The organism is Rhizomicrobium sp., assembly GCA_037200985.1.
Classification (GTDB): domain Bacteria; phylum Pseudomonadota; class Alphaproteobacteria; order Micropepsales; family Micropepsaceae; genus Rhizomicrobium.
This window is the reverse complement of sequence record JBBCGJ010000001.1, coordinates 2589056-2609093: the sequence shown is the minus strand read 5'-3', so window position 1 is coordinate 2609093 and position 20038 is coordinate 2589056. Positions and strand designations below refer to the sequence as shown.

Annotated in this window: 24 protein-coding genes; 21 read left to right on the top strand and 3 right to left on the bottom strand. The window is 66.8% G+C overall.

What is annotated here, in order from left to right; genetic code table 11:
- Positions 1-35: 35 nt before the first annotated feature.
- From WDN01_12810 to thiE, 3 genes are read left to right on the top strand one after another with little or no spacing between them, the layout of a single operon-like run.
- Complete coding sequence (locus tag WDN01_12810) at positions 36-329, top strand: hypothetical protein (protein ID MEJ0026900.1); 294 nt, start codon at positions 36-38, stop codon at positions 327-329.
- Positions 330-830 carry a hypothetical protein gene (locus WDN01_12805; GenBank protein MEJ0026899.1) on the top strand — a complete coding sequence of 167 codons (501 nt, stop codon included), beginning with the start codon at positions 330-332 and terminating at the stop codon, positions 828-830.
- Positions 827-1447: a thiamine phosphate synthase gene (gene thiE / locus WDN01_12800; GenBank protein MEJ0026898.1), complete on the top strand. Its 621-nt coding sequence runs from the start codon at positions 827-829 to the stop codon at positions 1445-1447. The genes WDN01_12805 and thiE overlap by 4 nt, the downstream gene beginning before the upstream one ends.
- 3 nt (positions 1448-1450) lie before the next feature.
- On the opposite strand, the gene WDN01_12795 is transcribed toward thiE, so the two are convergent.
- Complete coding sequence (locus tag WDN01_12795) at positions 1451-1912, bottom strand: hypothetical protein (protein ID MEJ0026897.1); 462 nt, start codon at positions 1910-1912, stop codon at positions 1451-1453.
- A 78-nt stretch (positions 1913-1990) separates the two neighbouring features.
- Here WDN01_12795 and ruvC point away from each other — a divergent pair, with 78 nt between their 5' ends.
- The 18 genes from ruvC to thiD all read left to right on the top strand — a co-directional run bounded on the left by ruvC (position 1991) and on the right by thiD (position 17344).
- The gene (gene ruvC / locus WDN01_12790; protein ID MEJ0026896.1) at positions 1991-2500 is read left to right on the top strand and encodes a crossover junction endodeoxyribonuclease RuvC; all 510 of its coding nucleotides are present in this window, start codon (positions 1991-1993) and stop codon (positions 2498-2500) included.
- On the top strand, positions 2497-3105 hold the full coding sequence (gene ruvA, locus WDN01_12785; GenBank protein MEJ0026895.1) for a Holliday junction branch migration protein RuvA: 609 nt from the start codon (positions 2497-2499) through the stop codon (positions 3103-3105). Before ruvC ends, ruvA begins: the two co-directional genes overlap by 4 nt.
- A gap of 38 nt (positions 3106-3143) precedes the next feature.
- Complete coding sequence (locus WDN01_12780) at positions 3144-3389, top strand: type II toxin-antitoxin system Phd/YefM family antitoxin (protein ID MEJ0026894.1); 246 nt, start codon at positions 3144-3146, stop codon at positions 3387-3389.
- Entirely contained in the window at positions 3389-3793 is a 405-nt protein-coding gene (locus WDN01_12775) for a type II toxin-antitoxin system VapC family toxin (protein MEJ0026893.1), read from the top strand. The genes WDN01_12780 and WDN01_12775 overlap by 1 nt, the downstream gene beginning before the upstream one ends.
- Positions 3793-4857 carry a Holliday junction branch migration DNA helicase RuvB gene (gene ruvB, locus WDN01_12770; protein MEJ0026892.1) on the top strand — a complete coding sequence of 355 codons (1065 nt, stop codon included), beginning with the start codon at positions 3793-3795 and terminating at the stop codon, positions 4855-4857. Before WDN01_12775 ends, ruvB begins: the two co-directional genes overlap by 1 nt.
- Complete coding sequence (locus tag WDN01_12765) at positions 4850-5302, top strand: YbgC/FadM family acyl-CoA thioesterase (protein MEJ0026891.1); 453 nt, start codon at positions 4850-4852, stop codon at positions 5300-5302. The genes ruvB and WDN01_12765 overlap by 8 nt, the downstream gene beginning before the upstream one ends.
- Positions 5303-5394: 92 nt before the next feature.
- Complete coding sequence (gene tolQ, locus WDN01_12760; GenBank protein MEJ0026890.1) at positions 5395-6261, top strand: protein TolQ; 867 nt, start codon at positions 5395-5397, stop codon at positions 6259-6261.
- Positions 6261-6710 (top strand): protein TolR, encoded by a 450-nt coding sequence (gene tolR / locus WDN01_12755; GenBank protein MEJ0026889.1) that lies wholly within the window; start codon positions 6261-6263, stop codon positions 6708-6710. The genes tolQ and tolR overlap by 1 nt, the downstream gene beginning before the upstream one ends.
- Positions 6679-7542, top strand: a complete 864-nt coding sequence (locus WDN01_12750; GenBank protein ID MEJ0026888.1) for a hypothetical protein — start codon at positions 6679-6681, stop codon at positions 7540-7542. Before tolR ends, WDN01_12750 begins: the two co-directional genes overlap by 32 nt.
- A 14-nt stretch (positions 7543-7556) precedes the next feature.
- A complete protein-coding gene (gene tolB / locus WDN01_12745) occupies positions 7557-8873 on the top strand; it encodes a Tol-Pal system beta propeller repeat protein TolB (protein ID MEJ0026887.1) in 1317 nt (438 codons plus the stop codon).
- Positions 8874-9011: 138 nt separating this feature from the next.
- Positions 9012-9524 (top strand): peptidoglycan-associated lipoprotein Pal, encoded by a 513-nt coding sequence (gene pal / locus WDN01_12740; protein ID MEJ0026886.1) that lies wholly within the window; start codon positions 9012-9014, stop codon positions 9522-9524.
- Between the two features lie 260 nt (positions 9525-9784).
- Positions 9785-10786, top strand: coding sequence for a tol-pal system protein YbgF (ybgF, locus tag WDN01_12735; GenBank protein ID MEJ0026885.1), 1002 nt, complete (start codon positions 9785-9787; stop codon positions 10784-10786).
- A gap of 19 nt (positions 10787-10805) precedes the next feature.
- Entirely contained in the window at positions 10806-11807 is a 1002-nt protein-coding gene (gene tilS / locus WDN01_12730; GenBank protein ID MEJ0026884.1) for a tRNA lysidine(34) synthetase TilS, read from the top strand.
- 187 nt (positions 11808-11994) lie between these two features.
- Positions 11995-13917 carry an ATP-dependent zinc metalloprotease FtsH gene (ftsH, locus tag WDN01_12725; protein ID MEJ0026883.1) on the top strand — a complete coding sequence of 641 codons (1923 nt, stop codon included), beginning with the start codon at positions 11995-11997 and terminating at the stop codon, positions 13915-13917.
- 58 nt (positions 13918-13975) lie between these two features.
- Positions 13976-14317 (top strand): phage baseplate assembly protein V, encoded by a 342-nt coding sequence (locus tag WDN01_12720; GenBank protein MEJ0026882.1) that lies wholly within the window; start codon positions 13976-13978, stop codon positions 14315-14317.
- Complete coding sequence (gene folP / locus WDN01_12715) at positions 14314-15105, top strand: dihydropteroate synthase (protein ID MEJ0026881.1); 792 nt, start codon at positions 14314-14316, stop codon at positions 15103-15105. Before WDN01_12720 ends, folP begins: the two co-directional genes overlap by 4 nt.
- Before the next feature lie 86 nt (positions 15106-15191).
- Entirely contained in the window at positions 15192-16538 is a 1347-nt protein-coding gene (gene glmM, locus WDN01_12710) for a phosphoglucosamine mutase (GenBank protein MEJ0026880.1), read from the top strand.
- Positions 16535-17344, top strand: coding sequence for a bifunctional hydroxymethylpyrimidine kinase/phosphomethylpyrimidine kinase (thiD, locus tag WDN01_12705; protein ID MEJ0026879.1), 810 nt, complete (start codon positions 16535-16537; stop codon positions 17342-17344). Before glmM ends, thiD begins: the two co-directional genes overlap by 4 nt.
- A gap of 6 nt (positions 17345-17350) precedes the next feature.
- Here thiD and WDN01_12700 read toward each other — a convergent pair whose 3' ends face one another.
- Both WDN01_12700 and WDN01_12695 read right to left on the bottom strand, forming a co-directional pair.
- On the bottom strand, positions 17351-18088 hold the full coding sequence (locus WDN01_12700) for a TonB family protein (GenBank protein ID MEJ0026878.1): 738 nt from the start codon (positions 18086-18088) through the stop codon (positions 17351-17353).
- 7 nt (positions 18089-18095) lie between these two features.
- A complete protein-coding gene (locus WDN01_12695; GenBank protein ID MEJ0026877.1) occupies positions 18096-19937 on the bottom strand; it encodes a DUF3857 and transglutaminase domain-containing protein in 1842 nt (613 codons plus the stop codon).
- Positions 19938-20038 lie beyond the last annotated feature (101 nt).

The window sequence follows — 20038 nt, the reverse complement described above, 5'->3', positions numbered from 1 at the left end:
TGCTAAGCTTTGGTGGTCGTTATTGGTGTTGCAACGTGGTCACGGCCGAAAATACCAAAGCTGAAGTGATGAGACTTCTGGAAACGAGATTTCGGAAGTCCCGGCTTTCGCACATCGAGGTCGTGGAAGGGGCGGACTCGGACGGACAGCCCAGCATCGACGTGAGAATCGTGTTTCGAAACGGTCCCGCCAAGGACGAAATGCGATATGAACGACATCGGCTTGTCGACGACCTGCGCACGTGGTTGGCCATGGAAGGGGACGACCGCTTTCCCTATTTTTCGTTCTTGACAGAAAAAGACGAGAAAGAACTGTCGAGCCAAGCCTAGATGCTCGATGCCGACCACCTAATCGAGCTTGCTCAGACTCTGGTCAATGCCCGAGGCGTAGGCGCTCCTCGGCAGGTCGTTCTACGGCGCGCGGTATCGACGGCCTATTACGCGGTCTTTCACGTGCCCTGCGGAACGATTGCCGAGACGTTCGTGTCGGCGGGAGTCTGGAAGTCCCGAGTGCTGTTTTACCGATCCCTGGACCATGGCAAGACGAAGGATCGGTGCAAGAAATTGGGTCAGAAACCACTGCCTAACAAAGAAAAGATATTCTTCGAAGCACAAGCCTTTGGCCAAGAGCTGCGTGACTTCGCAAATACCTTTGTCCAGCTCCAAGAACTGCGACACCAGTCCGACTACGATCCCGACTATAGACTGACCAAGGCGCTGGCGCAGCAATGCATTGATGATGCAAGCAAAGCCATGGCGGATTTGAACTCGGCTGGCGACCAAGAACGGAATAAGTTTCTCGCATACATTTTGTTCGACATTCGCTCATGAGCGAACGCTGCCGGCTCTATCTCATCACGCCGCCCAAGCTGGAGGCGAAGGCTTTCGCCGAGACCTTGAAGCGCACGCTGGATGCCGGCGACGTCGCGTCGCTGCAATTGCGGCTGAAGGCCGTTTCCGACGACGAGATCCGGCGCGCCGCCGAAATCCTCATGCCGATCGCGCAAAAGCGCGACGTGGCGTTCATCCTCAACGACCGGCCCGACCTCGCGCGCGCGCTGGGCTGCGACGGCGTGCATGTCGGCCAGGAGGACGCCGGCTATGCCGAGGCGCGCCTCATCGTGGGCAAGACCGCCATCGTCGGCGTGACCTGCCACGACTCCCGCCATCTGGCGATGGAGGCGGCGGAGGCCGGCGCGGATTATGTCGCCTTCGGCGCCTTCTTCCCGACCGCGACCAAGGAGGCGAAGGCCCGCGCCGAGATCGAGACCCTGCGCTGGTGGGCCGAGATGATGGTGGTGCCTTGCGTCGCCATCGGCGGCATCACGGTCGGCAACGCGGCCCCGCTTGTCGAGGCCGGCGCCGATTTCCTAGCCGTGTCGAGCGGCGTGTGGGACCACGCGCAAGGACCCGCCGCCGCCGTGCAGGCGTTCAACGCGCTGTTCTGAGCGCTACCGCTCCGCCGTCACGGTTCCGTTCGCGCTGTTGATGCGAAGCTTGGCGAGGCCCTGTTTCTGCGGTCCGCCTTCGTCGTTGTAGAGCGCATAGGGAAAGCTGATCAGCAATCCCTTCTTCGGGTCGTAGCTCGCGGAGAGGCGGGCGAAGTCGATGCCGACGAAGCCCAGGCCTTCGTGATCGTTGATCAGATGGCAAGAACGGTCCTCGGCCTGTTCGTCGGTATTGGGGCTCAGGACCAGAAGATGCATCGAACAGCAGACCGGCTCGCCGCCGGTATCGATCAGCGCCACCCGCACATTGCCATTGGAGAACACCTTGGTGTTCTTTTCCCACGGCTCGGCGATGTTCCAGGCGCTCGCGGTCGCCTGATCGTCGGCGCAATCGCGGATCGACAGCGCGGCGGCCGGCGCGGCCAGCGCCAGGAACGCGATCGCGGCAAGGATGAGATGGCGCATGCGAATTTCCCCCGACGCCGCGATTGTTGCCGGGGCTCGCACTAGGAAACAACCGAACAGAAAGGGTACAAAGTCGCGATGACCGTCCCGATTCGCATTCTCGGACTCGATCCCGGCCTTGCCCGGATGGGATGGGGCGTGATCGCGGTGACGGGCTCGCGCCTCGACCATGTCGCGCATGGCGTGATCGTCACCCGTACGGCCGAGGGCCTTGCCCGGCGCCTCCTGGCCCTGCACGGCGCGCTCGGCGAAATCATCGCGGCGCAGCGGCCGACGGCCATCGCCGTGGAGCAGGCCTTCGTCGCCAAGGATCCCTCCGCCGCGCTCAAGATAGGCCATGCCCGCGCCGTCGCGCTGCTCGCCGCCGCGCAGGCGGGGCTGGAGATCGCCGAATACGCCCCCAACCACATCAAGAAATCCGTGGTCGGGGTCGGCCATGCGCAGAAGGAGCAGGTGCAGGCGATGGTGCGGCGGCTGCTGCCCACCTGCCGCGTCGAGCAGGCGGACGCCGCCGATGCGCTCGCCTGCGCCATCGCGCATGCCCATCTCGCCGGCACAAGGGCGCGGATGCTGGTGGCGCTCGCATGATCGGCAAGCTGACCGGCCTCGTCGACAGCGTCGCGGAGGATCACTGCATCCTCGATGTCGGCGGCGTCGGCTATCTGGTGCAGTGCCCGTCCTCGACGCTGGCGAAGCTGTCGGCCGGGGCGCATGCGTCGCTGATGATCGAGACCAAGGTGTCGGACGACGCGATCCGTCTCTACGGATTTCATTCCGCGGAGGAGCGCGAATGGTTCCGGCTGCTCCAGACCGTGCAGAATGTCGGCGCCCGTGTGGCGCTGAACGTGCTCTCGGCGCTGTCCTCGCGCGAACTCGAACGCGCGCTGGCGCTGTCGGACAAGTCGATGATCGGCAAGGCGCAGGGCGTGGGACCGAAGCTTGCGCTGCGCATCGTGACCGAGCTGAAGGACAAGGCGCCCGCGATGATGCTGCGCGGCCACGGCGAGGACGGCGCGGCCGCCATCGCCATCGCGCCGCGCGGACCGGAGGCCGACGCCGTCGCCGCGCTGGTGAAGCTCGGCTACAGCCAGGGCGTGGCGGCCGAATCCGTGGCGCGCGCCGCGAACGATCTGGGACCGGCCGCGCCGGTGGACGCGCTGATCCGCGAGAGTTTGCGGGCAATGGGACGGTGAGTTACTATCTGACTAGTCAGACTAGTCAGGAGGTGGACATGGACAAGGGATGGCCGGTGCAGGACGCCAAGGCGCGCTTTTCGGAATTCCTCCGCGAGGCTGAGACCACGCCGCAGATCATCACCTATCGCGGCAAGCCGAAATTCGAGGTTCGGCTCATCAAGGAGAAGCGTTCCGGCAAGCCGAAACCCAAGACGCTGGTCGACTGGATACTTTCCGCGCCCAAGGACCCGGATTTCAAATTGCCGCCGCGCCGGCGCGAAAAAATGCGCAAAGTGTTCTGATGATCCTGCTCGATACCTGCGTCGTGTCGGAGAGCGTGAAGCCGAAGCCCGCTCCGGCCTATCTTGCCTGGTTGAAGTTTCAGGATCCTACGTCGCTTTTCATCAGCGTCATTTCTCTTGGCGAGCTTCATTGCGGTGCCGCAAAGTCGAAGGCTGTCGCCAGGAAGCGCGAGCACAACGTTTGGATCGGCGATGTCGAGCGGCTTTTTGCAAATCGCATTGTCGTGCTCGACGACGTTATCGCGAGACAGTGGGGTTATCTTCGCGCATTCTATCCCCAGACGCAGACGGTCGATGCACAACTTGCCGCGACTGCGTTGGCGCATGGCTTCACTTTCGCGACGCGCCACGTGCGGCATTTCCGGTTCAATGGCCTCGCCGTCGTCAACCCATGGGAAGCCTGATGGCTGGGAAACCAAAACCCGACACCGACCGCCTCGTGACGCCCGAGCGTTCCGAGGAAGACACGCTCGAATCCTCCCTGCGTCCCAAGCGGCTGGCCGAATTCGTCGGCCAGGCGCAGGCGCGGGAGAATCTGTCGATCTTCATCCAGGCGGCGAAGGATCGCGGCGAGGCGCTGGATCATGTCCTGTTCTCCGGCCCGCCGGGGCTCGGCAAGACCACGCTGGCCCAGATCGTGGCGCGCGAGCTCGGGGTGAATTTCCGCTCGACCTCGGGGCCGGTGCTGGCGAAGGCCGGCGATCTTGCCGCGATCCTGACCAATCTGGAGCCGCGCGACGTGCTCTTCATCGACGAGATCCATCGTCTGTCGCCGGCGGTCGAGGAAATCCTTTACCCGGCGATGGAGGATTACGAGCTCGACCTTGTGATCGGCGAGGGGCCGTCGGCGCGCTCGGTCAAGATCACGCTCAATCCCTTCACGCTGGTCGGCGCGACGACGCGCTCGGGCCTCATCACCACGCCCTTGCGCGACCGCTTCGGCATTCCGGTGCGGCTCAATTTCTATTCCGCGGCGGAACTCTTCGCCATCGTCGAACGCGGCGCCCGGGTGCTCGGCCTTTCCCTTACCTCCGACGGCGCGCGCGAGATCGCGGGCCGCGCCCGCGGCACGCCGCGCATCGCCGGCCGCCTGCTCAAGCGCGTGCGCGACGTCGCCGCCGTGGCGGGTCACAAGACGGTCGATGCCGCGATCGCCGATGCGGCGCTCAATCGCCTGGAAGTCGATAAGCGCGGTCTGGACGCCTTCGACCGCCGCTATCTGAAGCTGCTCGCCGAGGCCTTCGGCGGCGGGCCGGTCGGGATCGAGACCATCGCCGCGGCGCTGGGCGAATCCCGCGACGCGCTGGAGGACGTGGTCGAGCCCTTCCTGCTGCAGCAGGGTTTCGTGCAGCGGACGCCGCGCGGCCGGGTGCTGAGCAGCGCGGCGTATGGGCATCTTGGCTTGCCCGCCCCGCCGCGCGATCCTCAGCAGATGACGCTGCCGATAAGCGACGACGACGATGTCTGACGGGCCTGCCGGCCTGGGCCGCTTCGTGGGCAAGACCCACATCCTGCCGCTCCGGGTCTATTACGAGGACACCGACCTCTCCGGCGTCGTCTATCACGCCAATTACCTGCGCTTCATGGAGCGCGGCCGCACCGAATTCTTCCGCCTCGCCGGCATCGCACTGGCCGCCCTCGCAGACGAGCAGCCGACGGCCTGGACGCTGCGCCATGCCAGCCTGGAATTCCATCGTCCCGCGCGGCTCGAAGATCAGATCGAAGTGCGGAGCGTCTGTTCGGGCCTCACCGGCGCGCGCATGCGGGCGGATCAGAAGATCATGTGTGGCGATACGCTGCTGGTGCATGGAAGGGTCGAGGCCTGTATGATGACGCTGAGCGGAAAGCCGCGTCGCATTCCGCAAACCGTTCGCGAGAAACTGCTTCCTTACCTTTTGGAAACAGGCGTTTAACCTTTGGCGCCCAAATTCGGCCACCTTTGAATGACCTCTGCGAATTTGCGAGGATGAAAGCGGGATCGCGCCCGGAAGGAAAAGGATTCGGAATGAGCTTTCACCGCACCATCGTCGCGGCGCTCGCGGCCCTTACGCTGATGTTCGCGGCGCCCGCTTTCGCGCAGCGTGCGCCGGACGCGGCGCCGACCGGCGCCCCGGCCGAAACGCACGATCTTGCCGCGCCGACCAATGTCGACATCGCGCCTTCGGGCGGCACCGGTTTCGATACCCCGGGCGGGCTGTCGGTGGTTTCGGTCTTCCTGCGCGCCGATCCCATCGTCAAGACGGTGATGGTGATCCTTCTGATCGCCTCGCTGTGGTCGTGGACGATCATCATCAACAAATGGCTCGCCTTCGGCACGCTGAAGCGCCGCGCCGCGAAGTTCGAGAAAAGCTTCTGGTCCGGCCAATCGCTCGACGAGCTCTACCAGCAATTCGCGCCCAAGGCCGATCATCCGCTGGCGGTGACTTTCGTCTCCGCGCTGCGCGAATGGCGCCGCGCCTTCGAGGGCGGCGCCCCGCGCGAGGCGCTGGTGCCCGGCATCCGCGACCGCATCGAGAAGGCGATGAGCGTCACCATCATGCGCGAGACCGACGGGCTGGAGCGCCAGCTCGGCTTCCTCGCCACGGTCGGCTCCACCGCGCCGTTCATCGGCCTGTTCGGCACGGTGTGGGGCATCATGAATTCCTTCACCGCGATCGCCGCGCAACACAATACGACGCTCGCCGTGGTGGCGCCCGGCATCGCCGAGGCGCTGTTCGCCACCGCCATGGGCCTTCTGGCCGCGATTCCGGCGGTCATCTTCTACAACCGCTTCATCAACGAGATCGGCCGCTATTCCACGCGGCTCGACGCCTTCGCCGACGAGTTCTCCGCCATCCTGTCGCGCCAGCTCGACGAGAAGGCGCGGCCCTGATGGCGGGCGCGCTCCAGTCTCGCAGCCAGGGAAGGCGCGGCGCGCGGCGACGCGCGATGGCGGAGATCAACGTCACGCCCTTCGTCGACGTGATGCTGGTGCTGCTCATCGTCTTCATGGTGACGGCGCCGCTGCTCACCGTCGGCGTGCCGGTCGACCTGCCCAAGACCCGCGCCCAGACGCTCGGCCAGGACAACGAGCCGCTCTCGGTCACGGTCAAGCGCGACGGCGGCATCTATCTGCAGAACACGCCGATCGCGGAGGAGGAACTGGTCGCAAAGCTCACGGCCATCGCCGCCAACGGCTACGACCAGCGCATCTTCGTGCGCGGCGACAAGGCGGTCGACTACGGCCGCATCATGGAAGTTATGGGCCTTCTTTCCGCCGCAGGCTTCACCCACATTGGGCTGGTGACCGATGTCGCAAAGCCTAACCCTCAAGACCACTAGGCGGGTCCCGACCACCGCGCGCGGACCGCGCGTCGGTATCGTGGTGGCGCTGCTTCTGCACGCCGCCATCGTGGCGGCGACGCTGTTCAGCTGGCAGCACAAGCTCGAGATCGCCGACGAATCGCCGCCGCCGATCCCGGTCGATCTGGTGACGGTCGCCGACAAGACGAACATCGCGCCGACGGTGCAGCGCGTGCAGCCCAAGCCGGCGGAGGAAGAACCGCAGCCGCCGCCGCAACCGGTGCCGCCGCCGCCGACGCCGACGCCCGAGCCGCCGCCGGTGGCCGAAGCCGCGCCCGAGCCGGCGCCTGCGCCGCCGGTCCCCAAGCCTTCGCCGCCGCCGCCCAAGCCGCAGGTGAAGCCCGTGCCGGCCGCGCCGGCCCCGACTCCGGCGCCGCCGAAGCCCAAAGCGGACGACTTCGCCGATCTGCTCAACAAGCTCACCAAGCCGGCCGCGACGCCGCGCAATGCGCATGTCGCCGACCGCACGGTGAAGGGCATCGGCGCGATGAACGCGATGACCATGGACCTGGTCGATGCCTTGAAGAACCAGATCGCGCAATGCTGGAACCCGCCGGTCGGCGCGCCGCATCCCGAGCGGCTGATCCCGGTGTTCCAGCTTTTCCTCAATCCCGACGGCAGCGTCGCACAGCCGCCACAATTGTCGGCAGACTCGGCGGCGGTCGCGGCGTCCGATCCGTTCATGCGCGCGGCCGCCGAAGCGGCGCGGCGTGCGATCTACACCTGCGCGCCCTATAAACTGCCGGCCGACAAGTACAGCACCTGGCACGACATCACGATCAACTTCGATCCGCGCCAATTGAGCCAGTGACGGGAGACCTAAGAATGACCGACAGCCGCCTGATCCGACTGGCCGCAGCCTTGGGCCTCGCGCTGACGATTCTGGCCGCGCCCGCGCGCGCCGAACTGCATGTGACCGTCGACCAGGCGAACGTGCAGCCCATGCCGATCGCCATTCCCGATTTCGCGGCGCCGACCGCCGGCGACACGGTCGCGGGCCAGAACATCGCCAAGGTGATCCGCGCCGATCTCGACCGCTCGGGCCTGTTCCGTCAGCTGGACCCCAAGGCCTTCATCGAGAAGATCACCAACATCAACACCGCGCCGCAATTCGCGAGCTGGCGCGCGCTGAGCGCCCAGGCCCTCGTCGCCGGCCAGGTGCAGAGCCAGCCCGACGGCAGACTGCGCGTCGATTTCCGGCTGTGGGACGTCTATGGCGAAAGCCAGATGATCGGGCAGCAATATTTCACCACCCCCGACAATTGGCGCCGCATCGCGCACATCATCGCGGATGCGATCTACCAGCGCATCACCGGTGAAAAGGGCTATTTCGACACCCGCGTCGTGTTCATCTCCGAGTCCGGGCCGGCCCTCGCCCGCAAGAAGCGGCTGGCGGTGATGGACCAGGACGGCGCCAATCCGATCTTCCTCACCCGCGGCGACTATCTGGTGCTGACGCCGCGCTTCAATCCGACGGCGCAGATGATCGCGTATATGTCGTATATCGGCACCAAGCCGCGGGTCTATCTGTTCGATCTGGAGAGCGGCCGGCAGGAGATGCTCGGAAATTTCCCGAATATGACCTTTTCGCCACGCTTCTCGCCGGACGGCAACAAGGTCGCCATGTCGCTGGAATCCGGCGGCAATTCCGACATTTATGTGATGGATCTGCGAACTCGGGCGATAACGCGGTTAACGACCGATCCGGGCATCGACACCTCGCCGTCCTTTTCGCCGGACGGAACCCAGATTGCCTTCGAATCCGACCGCGGCGGCAGCCAACAGATTTATGTTATGAACGCCGACGGTTCGAGCCCGCGCCGCATCTCGTTCTCGTCGGGCCGTAACGGCACGCCGGTGTGGAGTCCGCGCGGCGACCTGATCGCATTTACCAATCAAAGCGGCGGATTCCATGTCGGCGTGATGAAAACCGACGGCTCGGGTGCGCGAATCATCACAAATGGCTGGGAGGATGAAGGTCCGACCTGGGCGCCGAACGGCCGTGTCATCATGTTCGGCCGCACGGTCCAGGGCGGGCGCGGCTCGCAAATCTGGTCGATCGACGTCTCGGGACGCAACGAAAGGCGCGTGCCGACGCCCGGCGACGCCTCCGATCCGGCCTGGTCGCCCTTGATCCAATAGGAGTTACGTCCGTAAACTTATCCCCGCTAGCGTTTTTTGGCTCTTTTTGGCCACGAATGCGTTAGATCGTAAGTTCCGTGGCCGGCCATCGCACGATGGCGAGACGTCCTGGCCAACATTTGGAGGAGTCCGAATTCGATGACGAAGATTTCCGCAGGTTTGGCCGTGCTGTCGGTTGCACTGTTGTTGGCCGGGTGCTCGACGCCGAAGCCCACGAATGACGCGCCGCCGCCGATGGCGAGCGCGCCGAGCAATTCAGCCCCGACCTCGACGATCGTTCCCGGCAGCGCCGAGGATCTGCGCGTCAATGTCGGCGACACGGTCCACTTCGCCTACAACCAGTACAATATCGAGGACAACGACAGGGCGACGCTGCAGCGCCAGGCGACCTGGCTGCAGAAATACCCCAGCGTGCGCGTCACGGTCGAAGGCGATTGCGACGAGCGCGGCACGCGCGAATACAATCTCGCGCTCGGCGCCCGGCGCGCCAATGCGGTGAAGGAATATCTGGTCAGCCTCGGCGTTTCGTCGTCGCGGGTCGACACGATCTCCTACGGCAAGGAACATCCGATCTGCTCGGAATCGACGGAAGATTGCTGGGCGCAGAACCGCCGCGGCGTGACGTCGGTGACCTCCGGCGCGAACTCGTAAGCGTAGTTCCACCGATTGGAAGAGGCGCTCGATACGTCGGGCGCCTTTTTCGTTTGACCCTCCCCTCGAGGGAGGGTCGAAAAATTCGAAGCGGAGCGAAGAATTTTTCGGGGAGGGGTTCAGCCACGCGGCCCGACCCCTCCCCGAAATCTGCTTCGCAGATTTCGACCCTCCCTCAAGGGGAGGGTAAATTCGGCACAAATTCCGCCAAGCCCCATTTTCGGCTAAGTGTTCGGCGAGCTTCGCAGAAGGAGGCGACCATGACCGGATCGAGACTGGGGATCGTCGGCGCGAGTTCCGTCGTCGCGCTGCTTCTGGCGATCACGGTGGGCGCCTCCAACGTCGCGCCGCCGGTTCCGCACTATGCCGCGCCCGCCCCTAGCCCGGCCGGCTATGTCCGCGTCGCCGACCTGTTCGGCGAAAGCGACGAGGAGAAGGCGGCGCGCCAGCAGCACGAGGACGGCCAGGACAGCCAGATCCGTTCGCTGAGCGACAAGGTGCGCGACCTGGAAGACAGCGTGCGCACCCTGACCGGACAGAACGAGGAATTGTCGCACCGCGTCACCGAGCTGAACGACAAGATCGACCGCCAGCAGAAGGATTTCGAATACCGCCTCTGCGCCCTGGCCGCGCAGCAGCTCGGCACCGCGACGGGCCAGGGCGATCCCAACGCCATTCCCTGCCCGGGCTCGGGTCCCGCGGCCGGTCCCGCCCTGAGCATGGCACCCGGCGCGCCGGCCCCGGCGATGTCCGCCCCGATGACCGTGGCGCCGCGCGGCGACAGCCACCTTGCGCCACCGCCGGGCGTGCTCGGAACCTTGCCGGCCGGCAGCGCGGCCGCGGCGCCGGGGCCCGGTCCGGGCGACGATGCGGCCCGCGATCAGTTCTCGTCGGCGATGAACCTCCTGGCGAAAGCGCGCTACGACGACGCGCGCGCCGCCTTCCGCGCCTTCGCCGACGCCAATCCGCAGAGCGATCTGACGCCGCAGGCCGTCTATTGGGTCGGCGACATCGCCTATGTGCAGAAGGACTACGACAATGCGACGCGCGCCTTCGCCGAGGTGATCAAGAAATATCCCACCTCGGTCCGCGCGCCCGATAGCATGCTCAAGCTCGGCCAGGCGCTGATCGCCGCCGGGCAGAAGAAGGAAGGTTGCACCGCCCTTGCCGCGCTCCCGGCCAAATACCCCAAGGCCAGCAAGAGCCTCCTCGCCCAAGGCTCCGACGCGCGCAAAGCCGCCGCCTGCCGCGCCGAGGCTTGAGGACCGTTTCGCCGCCGCGATGGCGGAGCTTCTCGCCGCCGGCGCGCCCTGGCCGGGTGCCGTGGCCGTTTCGGGCGGCGGCGATTCGATTGCGCTGATGCATCTGCTCGCGGGCTGGGCGAAAAAAAAGCGCCGCCCGCCGCCCATCGTGGTCACGGTGGATCATGACCTCAGAGCGGACTCCGGTGCCGACGCCCGCAAGGTCATGCGCTGGGCGCGCGAAGCGGGCTTGAAGCCCAAGACGCTGCGCTGGACCGGGCCGCGCCCGACGGCGGATATCGAGGCGAAGGCGCGCGAGGCGCGCTATCGGCTGATGGGCGATTGGGCGAAGCGGAACGGCATCGCCGCGCTCTATGTCGCGCATACGCGCGACGACCAGGCCGAGACCTTCCTGCTGCGGCTGATGCGCGGCAGCGGCATCGACGGGCTGGCCGCGATGCGCGCCATCGCGCCCTTTCCCCTGCCGGGCTTTCGCGAACTCGGCATCGTTCGGCCGCTGCTCGCGCTGGAGCGCGATGCGGTCCGCGCCCATCTGACGGCGAAGAAGCTTCCCTGGCTCGACGATCCGATGAACGACGAAGACCGCTTCGCCCGCGTCCGCCTGCGCAAGCTCATTCCGGCACTGGAGGAGGCGGGGCTGTCGCGCCAGCGCATCGCGGCCGCGGCGGCGCATCTGTCGCGGGCCCGCGAGGCGCTCGATGCCGTCACCGCCGCGGTGCTGGCGCGCGTGGTCCGCCCATGCGAGGACGGCCTCGATGTCGATGCGTCCGGCCTGGCCGCGGCGCCGCGCGAAGTGGGCTTGCGCGCCCTGGCGCAACTCCTGATGGCCGTTTCGGGCCAAGCCTATCGCCCGCGGTTCGAGCGGCTGGAGCGCCTGTTCGACCGGCTCCGCGACGGCACGCTGGGCGGCGGCGCGACGCTGCATGGCTGCCGTGTGTTCTTTGCCCCCGGCCGCAGTGGGGCTTTTGGCGCGGAAACCGTGACGATCGCCAGGGAAACTGCCCGCTCCCGCGGCAAATGATCCGTTTCGGGGCCGGCGCCGTAGGCTGATCTCGATCAGACTGTGTTAATCGGCTTTCGGCATTGTCATTGCGGTGCCGGTGCAAAACTCTTAACGTTTTGCAGGCTGGCAATCGGCTAAAAGCGACCTATCTGTCAGGTCGCATGTCGTGCCTTAGGCCCTGGCCCCCGCTCGAAAGGACGGCCCTTTGAACAATCTTCGCAATCTGGCGCTCTGGATCGTCGTCGCCCTGCTGCTGGTGTTCCTGTTCAACCTGTTCCAGGGAACCGCCAAGCAGGCCAACTCAACCGCCATCAACTACACGAAATTCCGCCAGGAAGTCCTCACCAATGACGTGAAGTCGGTCACCGTGTCCGGCGACAGCATCAAGGGCGTCTTCGGCAACAACCAGCCCTTCACCACCGTCGTTCCCGCCAGCGACACCTCGATCATTCCGCTGATGAACCAGCACAATGTCGACGTGACCGTGTCGCCGCCGGATGACGGGTTCAATCTGATGGCGGTGCTGCTCAACGCGCTGCCCATGCTGCTCCTGATCGCGGTGTGGATCTTCTTCATGCGCCAGCTCCAGGCCGGCGGCGGCAAAGCGATGGGCTTCGGAAAGTCCCGCGCCAAGATGCTGACCGAGCGGACGGGCCGCGTGACCTTCGAGGACGTCGCCGGCGTGGACGAGGCCAAGGACGACCTGAAAGAGATCGTCGACTTCCTCAAGGATCCGCAGAAATTCCAGCGCCTGGGCGGCCGCATCCCCAAGGGCGTGCTCCTGGTCGGCCCGCCGGGCACCGGCAAGACCTTGCTCGCCCGCGCCATCGCCGGCGAGGCGAATGTGCCGTTCTTCACGATCTCGGGTTCGGACTTCGTCGAGATGTTCGTCGGCGTCGGCGCGTCGCGCGTCCGCGACATGTTCGAGCAGGCGAAGAAGAACGCGCCCTGCATCGTGTTCATCGATGAAATCGACGCGGTCGGCCGCCATCGCGGCGCCGGCCTCGGCGGCGGAAACGACGAGCGCGAGCAGACGCTGAACCAGCTCCTGGTCGAGATGGACGGCTTCGAATCCACCGAAGGCGTGATCCTGATCGCCGCCACCAACCGTCCCGACGTGCTCGACCCGGCTCTGCTGCGTCCGGGCCGCTTCGACCGCCATGTCGTCGTCGCCAATCCCGACCTCGGCGGACGGGAAAAAATCCTGCGCGTCCACCTGCGCAAAGTCCCGCTGGCGCCCGATGTCGAGCCGCGCACCATCGCGCGCGGCACGCCGGGCTTCTCCGGCGCCGATCTCGCCAACCTCGTCAACGAGGCGGCCCTGCTTGCGGCACGCCGCGGCAAGCGTGTCGTGACCATGGCCGAGCTCGAAGACGCCAAGGACAAGGTCATGATGGGCGCCGAACGCCGCTCCATGGTCATGTCGGAGGACGAGAAGAAGCTCACCGCCTATCACGAGGCCGGCCACGCCATCGTCGCCATCGCGGTCGAAGGCTCCGATCCGATCCACAAGGCGACCATCATCCCGCGCGGCCGCGCGCTCGGCATGGTGATGCAATTGCCGGAACGCGACCGGCTGTCGCTGACGCGGCAGAAGATGCTGGCCGACATCACGATCTTCTTCGGCGGCCGCATCGCCGAGGAGCTGATCTTCGGCCATGAGAAGGTGACGACCGGCGCCTCCAACGACATCGAGGTCGCGACCCGCATGGCGCGCGCCATGGTCACGCGCTACGGCATGTCCGACGCGCTGGGCCCGCTCGCTTACGCGGAGAACCAGGAAGAGGTCTTCCTCGGCCATTCCGTGTCGCGGACGCAGAACATCTCCGAGTCGACGGCGCAGAAGATCGACAGCGAAATCCGCCGCATCATCGACGAATGCTATCAGCGCGCCTATGGCATCCTGACCAAGCAGCTCGCCGACCTGCACACGGTCGCCAAGGGCCTGCTGGAATACGAGACCCTGACGGGCGACGAGATCGTCGGCCTGATGAAGGGCGTCAAGCCGGTCCGCACGCCGTACGAAGAGCCGACGCCCGAGCGCGGTCCGGGACCGTCCGTCCCCGCCGCCGGCCGCCCGCGCGGCGGCATCGGGCCCATCGCGCCCGAGCCTTCGCCGGGACGCTGAACCTCTCATTTCGTCCAATCGATGCTATCCTTCCTCCGTCAATCCGACGGGGGAAGGAATGCGTCTGACGGTTCCGGCGGCGGTCGCCGCTCTGATTGCCGCGGCGCCGGCACAGGCCGCCGATTTCGCGCTTCACCGCGCCACCGTCGAATCGTCGGCCGATCCGCAGCGCGCCTTTCGCCTGCTTGTGCGCATCCCCGATCTCGACGGCCTCACCGAATGGGCAAGCGCCAGCGTGCCCTTCACGGCCGATCCGCGGGCGACCGCATCGCCGCCGCCCGGCGCGACGGTGTGGGTCCTGTTCGAGGGCGGCGATACCGCGCGACCGGTGTGGATCGGCTGGAGTCCGGACGGCGCGGCGCCGTCGCGTTTCACGCCTTTCGGCCGCCGCAGGCCATGACGGTCATCCTCGGCATCCTCAACATCACCGACGATTCCTTCTCGGACGGGGGCAAGTATCTCGATCCGGAGGCGGCGATTGCGCAAGGCAAGGCGCTGGCGGCGCAGGGCGCGGATGTACTCGATATCGGGGCGGCCTCTTCCAATCCCAATTCGCGCGGCGTCGCGCCGGAGGTCGAGATCGCGCGGCTGGCTTCGGTGCTGCCGGCACTCGCCGGCGTGCCGCTCTCCATCGACACGTTTTCGCCGCCGGTGCAGCGCTGGGCCCTGGCTGAGGGCGTCGCCTATCTCAACGACATCGAAGGCTTCGCCGATCCGGCGCTCTACCCCGATCTCGCGGCCGCGCGGTCGAAGCTCATCGTCATGCATTCGGTGCAGCAGCGCGGCCCGGCCACGCGCGTGCACATTCCCGCGGGCGAGATCATGGACCGCGTCATCCGCTTCTTCGACACGCGGCTCGCGGTGCTTGAAAAGGCCGGCGTCGCGCGCGAGCGGCTGATCCTCGATCCCGGCATGGGCTTCTTCCTGGGCTCCGACCCGCAAGCCTCCTTCACCGTCCTGCGGCAACTTCCCGATCTCAAGGCGCGCTACGGCCTTCCCCTTCTGGTCTCGGTCTCCCGGAAATCCTTCCTGCGCCGGATCACCGGCAAGAACGCCGCCGAGGCCGGACCGGCGAGCCTGGCGGCCGAGCTCCACGCCGTTCGCCGGGGGGCGGATTTCATCCGGACCCACGCGCCGGGGCAACTGAAGGACGCGCTTTTGCTGGAAAAAGCCCTGGACGGCGGCTAGGCGCTGTCGCATCCGTTAACAATTGTTGCGCCTCTCGCTGTCAAAATGCTGTTAAATCCGCACCGCACCCAGGGGATCGACAGCGCATGAGCCGGAAGTACTTCGGCACCGACGGCATCCGTGGCCGCGCCAATTCAGGTTCCATGACGCCGGCCGTCGCGATGCGCGCCGGCATGGCGGCCGGCCGCATCTTCACGCGCGGCGAACATCGCCATCGCGTCGTGATCGGCAAGGACACCCGCCTGTCGGGCTATATGCTGGAGAACGCGCTGACCGCCGGTTTCACCGCGGTCGGCATGGACGTCTTCCTGTTCGGGCCCCTGCCGACGCCGGCCGTCTCCATGCTGACGCGCAGCCTGCGCGCCGACATGGGCGTGATGATCACCGCCTCGCACAACCAGTACCAGGACAACGGCATCAAGTTCTTCGGCCCGGACGGCTGCAAGCTGTCCGACGAGCACGAAGCGGCGATCGAATCGCTGATGGACAACGGACTCGAATCCGGCCTCGCCACCGCGCCCAAGCTCGGCCGCGCCAAGCGCATCGACGATTCCCAGGCGCGCTACATCGAATTCGCCAAGCGCACCTTCCCCACCGACCTCACTCTGGAGGGCCTGCGCATCGTGATCGATTGCGCCAACGGCGCCGCCTACAAGGTCGCGCCCGAGGTGCTGTGGGAACTCGGCGCCGAGGTGGTCGCCATCGGCGTTGCGCCCAACGGCTTCAACATCAATTCGGATTGCGGCTCGACCTCGCCGGAGGCCATGTCGGCCAAGGTGCGCGAGATGCGCGCCAATTTCGGCATCGCTCTGGACGGCGACGCCGACCGCGTCGTGATGTGCGACGAGCGCGGCCGCATCATCGACGGCGACCAGGTGCTCGCCCTGCTGGCGACATCCTGGTCGGCGAAGGGAAGGCTCAAGGGGGGCGGCGTGGTCGGCACGGTGATGTCGAATGCCGGGCTCGAGCGCTACCTGAAAGGCATGAATCTCAACCTGGCGCGCGCCCCGGTCGGCGACCGCTATGTGATCGAGCAGATGCAGAAGGGCGGCTACAATGTCGGCGGCGAGCAGTCCGGCCATATCGTGCTCAACGACATCGGGCCCACCGGCGACGGGCTGATAGCGGCCCTTCAGGTGCTGGCGGTGCTCGCGACGGACGGAAAGCCGGCGAGCCAGGCGGCGCATCTCTACGATGCGCTGCCCCAGGTGCTCGAAAGCGTGCGCTATCAGAAGGGCTCGCCGCTCGGCAATGCCCGCGTCGCCGAGTGCATCAAGGACGGCGAGGCGCGGCTCAACGGCACCGGGCGCCTGCTGGTGCGCAAGTCGGGCACCGAGCCGGTGATCCGCGTGATGGCCGAAGGCGACGACGAGGCGTTGGTTCGTTCGGTGGTGAACGACATCGTGAGCGCGATCCAGGAAGTCGCGGCTTGACGAAGCCCGCGCGGCTTCTCGCCGTCGCCGGCTCGGATTCCTCCGGCGGGGCGGGCATCCAGGCGGACATCAAGACGGCGTCCGCCCTCGGCGTCTATGCGATGACCGCGGTCACCGCGGTGACGGCGCAGGACACGACCGGCATCGGCGCGATCCAGCTCATGGCGCCCGCCATGGTGCGCGAGCAGATCGAGCGTTGCCTGTCCGACATCGGCGCCGACGCGATCAAGATCGGCATGCTGGGCTCGGCCGAGATCGCGCGCGCGGTCGCCGCGAGCCTCGCCGCCCATGCCAGGGGCATTCCGCTGGTGGTCGATCCGGTCATGGCGGCGACGAGCGGCACCGCATTGGCGGACCAGGCCGTGGTCGAGGTGCTGAAGGCCGAACTCTTTCCCCGCGCCGCGCTGATCACGCCCAACCTGCCGGAGGCCCGGCGCCTGTGCGGCTTTGCGCCGGCGATGTCCGGCGATATCGCGCGCGCCGGCGAGACGCTGCTGTCGCTCGGCCCCGAAGCGGTGCTGATCAAGGGCGGCCATGGCGAAGGCGGCGTGCTGACGGACATGCTGTTCACGCCCGACGATCCGCCGCGCGCCTTCACCGCCGCGCGCATCGAGACCCGGCACACGCACGGCACCGGCTGCGCGCTGTCGACCGCCATCGCGTGCGGGTTGGGGCAGGGCCTGGCGCTCGCCGGCGCCGTCGCGCGCGGGCACGCCTTCGTGCAGGCCGCCATCGCGAATGCACCCGGCTTCGGCGCGGGCCGCGGCCCGCTCGATCTGTTGCGGTTTGGGATCAGGGACGCCTGACGGCGCTCAAGGATGCTGTGCCCGGGCATCCTCGCCGGCTGGCGGCGGCGCGGGCGGGGCGGAGGCTGTGGCCTCCGGCGGCTTTCCGGTCGGCGACCACACCACCCGCACGATGATCGCCGCGCGAACCGGGCTGCCGTCGATGGTCGGTCCAACGATCTTCTGCCGGCCCAGATAGGCGACCGTGGCGGCGTTGAGGTCGGGGAACCGCGTCTTTGTCATCGGCAGAATGAGGTTGATGGTGCCTTTCTCGTCGACCATGACTATCAAGTCGACGGTCCCCTCCTCGTGCGCGGCCAACGCGCCGGACGGGAAGTCCCCGGCCGCGGGATAGAGGGCCGGTCCGCCGATATGCGCCGCCGTCTGCGAGGTATCCTCGTGGAGCGCCCATTGCACGCCGATCTGCCGGACGCAGGCCGCGGGTTTGCCGTCGACCGTCGCGGGCTTGAACTTGAAGCCTTTCACGAAGGCGATCGCCGCATCGTCCAGGCGCAGCGAGCCGCTCGAGCGCGCGACGCCGGCCTCGCCGACATCGCCGCTCGCTTCGACCGAATAGCGCACCATCGTCATGCCGGTTTCGCCCATCATCGCCGACAGCGGCGGATAGAGTTCGGGCGGCGGCAGGTGCGAGGTCAGCGCCACCGGCGCGTTCGCGCCGAGCCGGTCGCACAGGACGGGCGCCTGCGCGTGCGCCGTCGCCGGCATCGCGAGGGCGAACAGGGCGGCGAGGATCGGGCGCTGCATCGCGGGCCTAGTTGTAGAGGATTTCTGAGCGCAGCGCCGATGTCATCCGGGCCAGCGCGCCGCGCACCCGCGCGTAATAGGCAGGCGTGCAGCTGCTCGTCGGATGGTCGATGCGCGCCCGCAATTCGGCACGGATGGTCGCCGGGTCCGGATGGGAGAAGGTCATCGCCAGGTCGACGCCCTCGGCCGACAGCGTCTCGCTATGCGGCAGCGCCAGGATATGGACTTCCGGCGGAAGCCGGATGGTGAGGTCCTCCTCCGCCGCCATCGACATGCAGATATAGGGCTGGGTTCGGGTCGGCGGCAGCCCGCCGGCGATCAGGCTGGTGAAGGCGAAGGGCTTGTAGACGACGTGGTACGGGATCGTGCCGGGGCCGGGAATATTCAGCGCGCCGGCCTCCTGGTAATGCGCCGAGAACCTGTAGACCGGGTCGAGACCGCCGACATTGCCGGCGTCGAGCGTGGCGTCGACGCCCGGTCCCATAATCTGGCGGAAATAATTGACCTCGCCGGTGGTCTTGATCGAGTCCACCAGCCCGCGCAGGTCGACCGCCGGCGCGCCCGTCGCGGTGACCCGCGTCTCGCCGCTCACGCTGCCGTCGGAGGCAATGGCGATGGTCTCGACCGAGCGGATCGATGCGTTGGCGGCGCCGGCCGGCGGCGTGCGCGCGGTCTCGCCGCCGTCGACGTGGATCACCGGCTTTCCCGCGTCCGAGAAGGGCAGCACGCCGAACGGCGCATAGCGCGCGGTCGAGTCCAGGTAGAGATGGAGCTCCGGCACATAGGTGATCATGTGATTGAAGACATAGGGCGACGGCGAGGGCGACAGCGTGAAACGGTCCTCGGCGCTGATCAGCACCGGCGTGCTGTCGATCCCCTTGGCGGCCAGCAGGGCCTCCAGCAGGATGACGTGGTCCTTGCAGTCGCCGTATTTGTTTTCGAGGACGTCGGCGGCCCGGTGCGGAACGAAGCCGCCCGCCCCGAGCACGATGTTCACATAGGCGATGTGCAGCGCCACCCATTCGTAAAGCGCGCGCGCCTGTTCGCGATCCCCCTTGAGGCCTTGCGTCAGCGTGTCGGCCAGCGTCCGGATTTCCGGCGTGACCTCGGCGCGGTCCTTGAGCATCTCGGAATAGGTTCCGGCGAAGGCGCGGTAGTCCTTGAACGTGCTGATGACGAGCTTGGTGCTGCGGTCATAGGCGTCCACCGCCTCGCTTTCCGGCGCGGTCGGCGTGTCGTTCCGGAAATGCCAGACGCGGCGGGTCTTGCCGCCCAGAGTCTCGTCGGGCAGGGCGGTCAGCCCCGCCGCGTCGATCTGGAACGTCATGTCGGCCGGCGCCGTCAGGGCGACCACGACGTCATGCGCGGGGATCTCGCTGCTGTAGAGAAATTCCTCGGTGTAGGACTGGCCGAACCACGGCCTGATCTGGCGGAACAGGGTCGTGATCGCGACCTCGTCGCCGACCTCGGCATTGGGAAAGACGACCGTCAGGGTCTGGGTGTCCTGGAAGCCCGGCGAGTTCGATGCGCCGTAGCCGAGCAGCATGCTGTCGCGCGGCACGTCGATGCGCGTCCCGTCCTTCTTCAGCGTATAGGCCGCCGGTATCATGTAGGACTGATAGCTGCGGGTGAAGCCGAGCTGCATTTCGCGCAGCGCCCGCGCGCCCTGCTCGGTCAGAAGGCGGTACACCACTTCGCGCGATTCGACATAGGCGCCGTCGGGCTGGACCTCGATCTCGACATGGTTCTTGACGACTTCGAAGGGCGGGGTCACGGGCGCGGCGAAGGCAGCCGACGCTTCCAGCACAGCGGCGACCAGAACGAACAGCGCCGCAAGTAAACGGTGCAAACGGCCCCCACAGCCCGACAGACGCCGTAAAGTAACGGCAAATCAAGGGGCAGGCCAGAGCTAACTCCGGCGCATTGCCCCGTGATTTGGCCCCGCGAAGC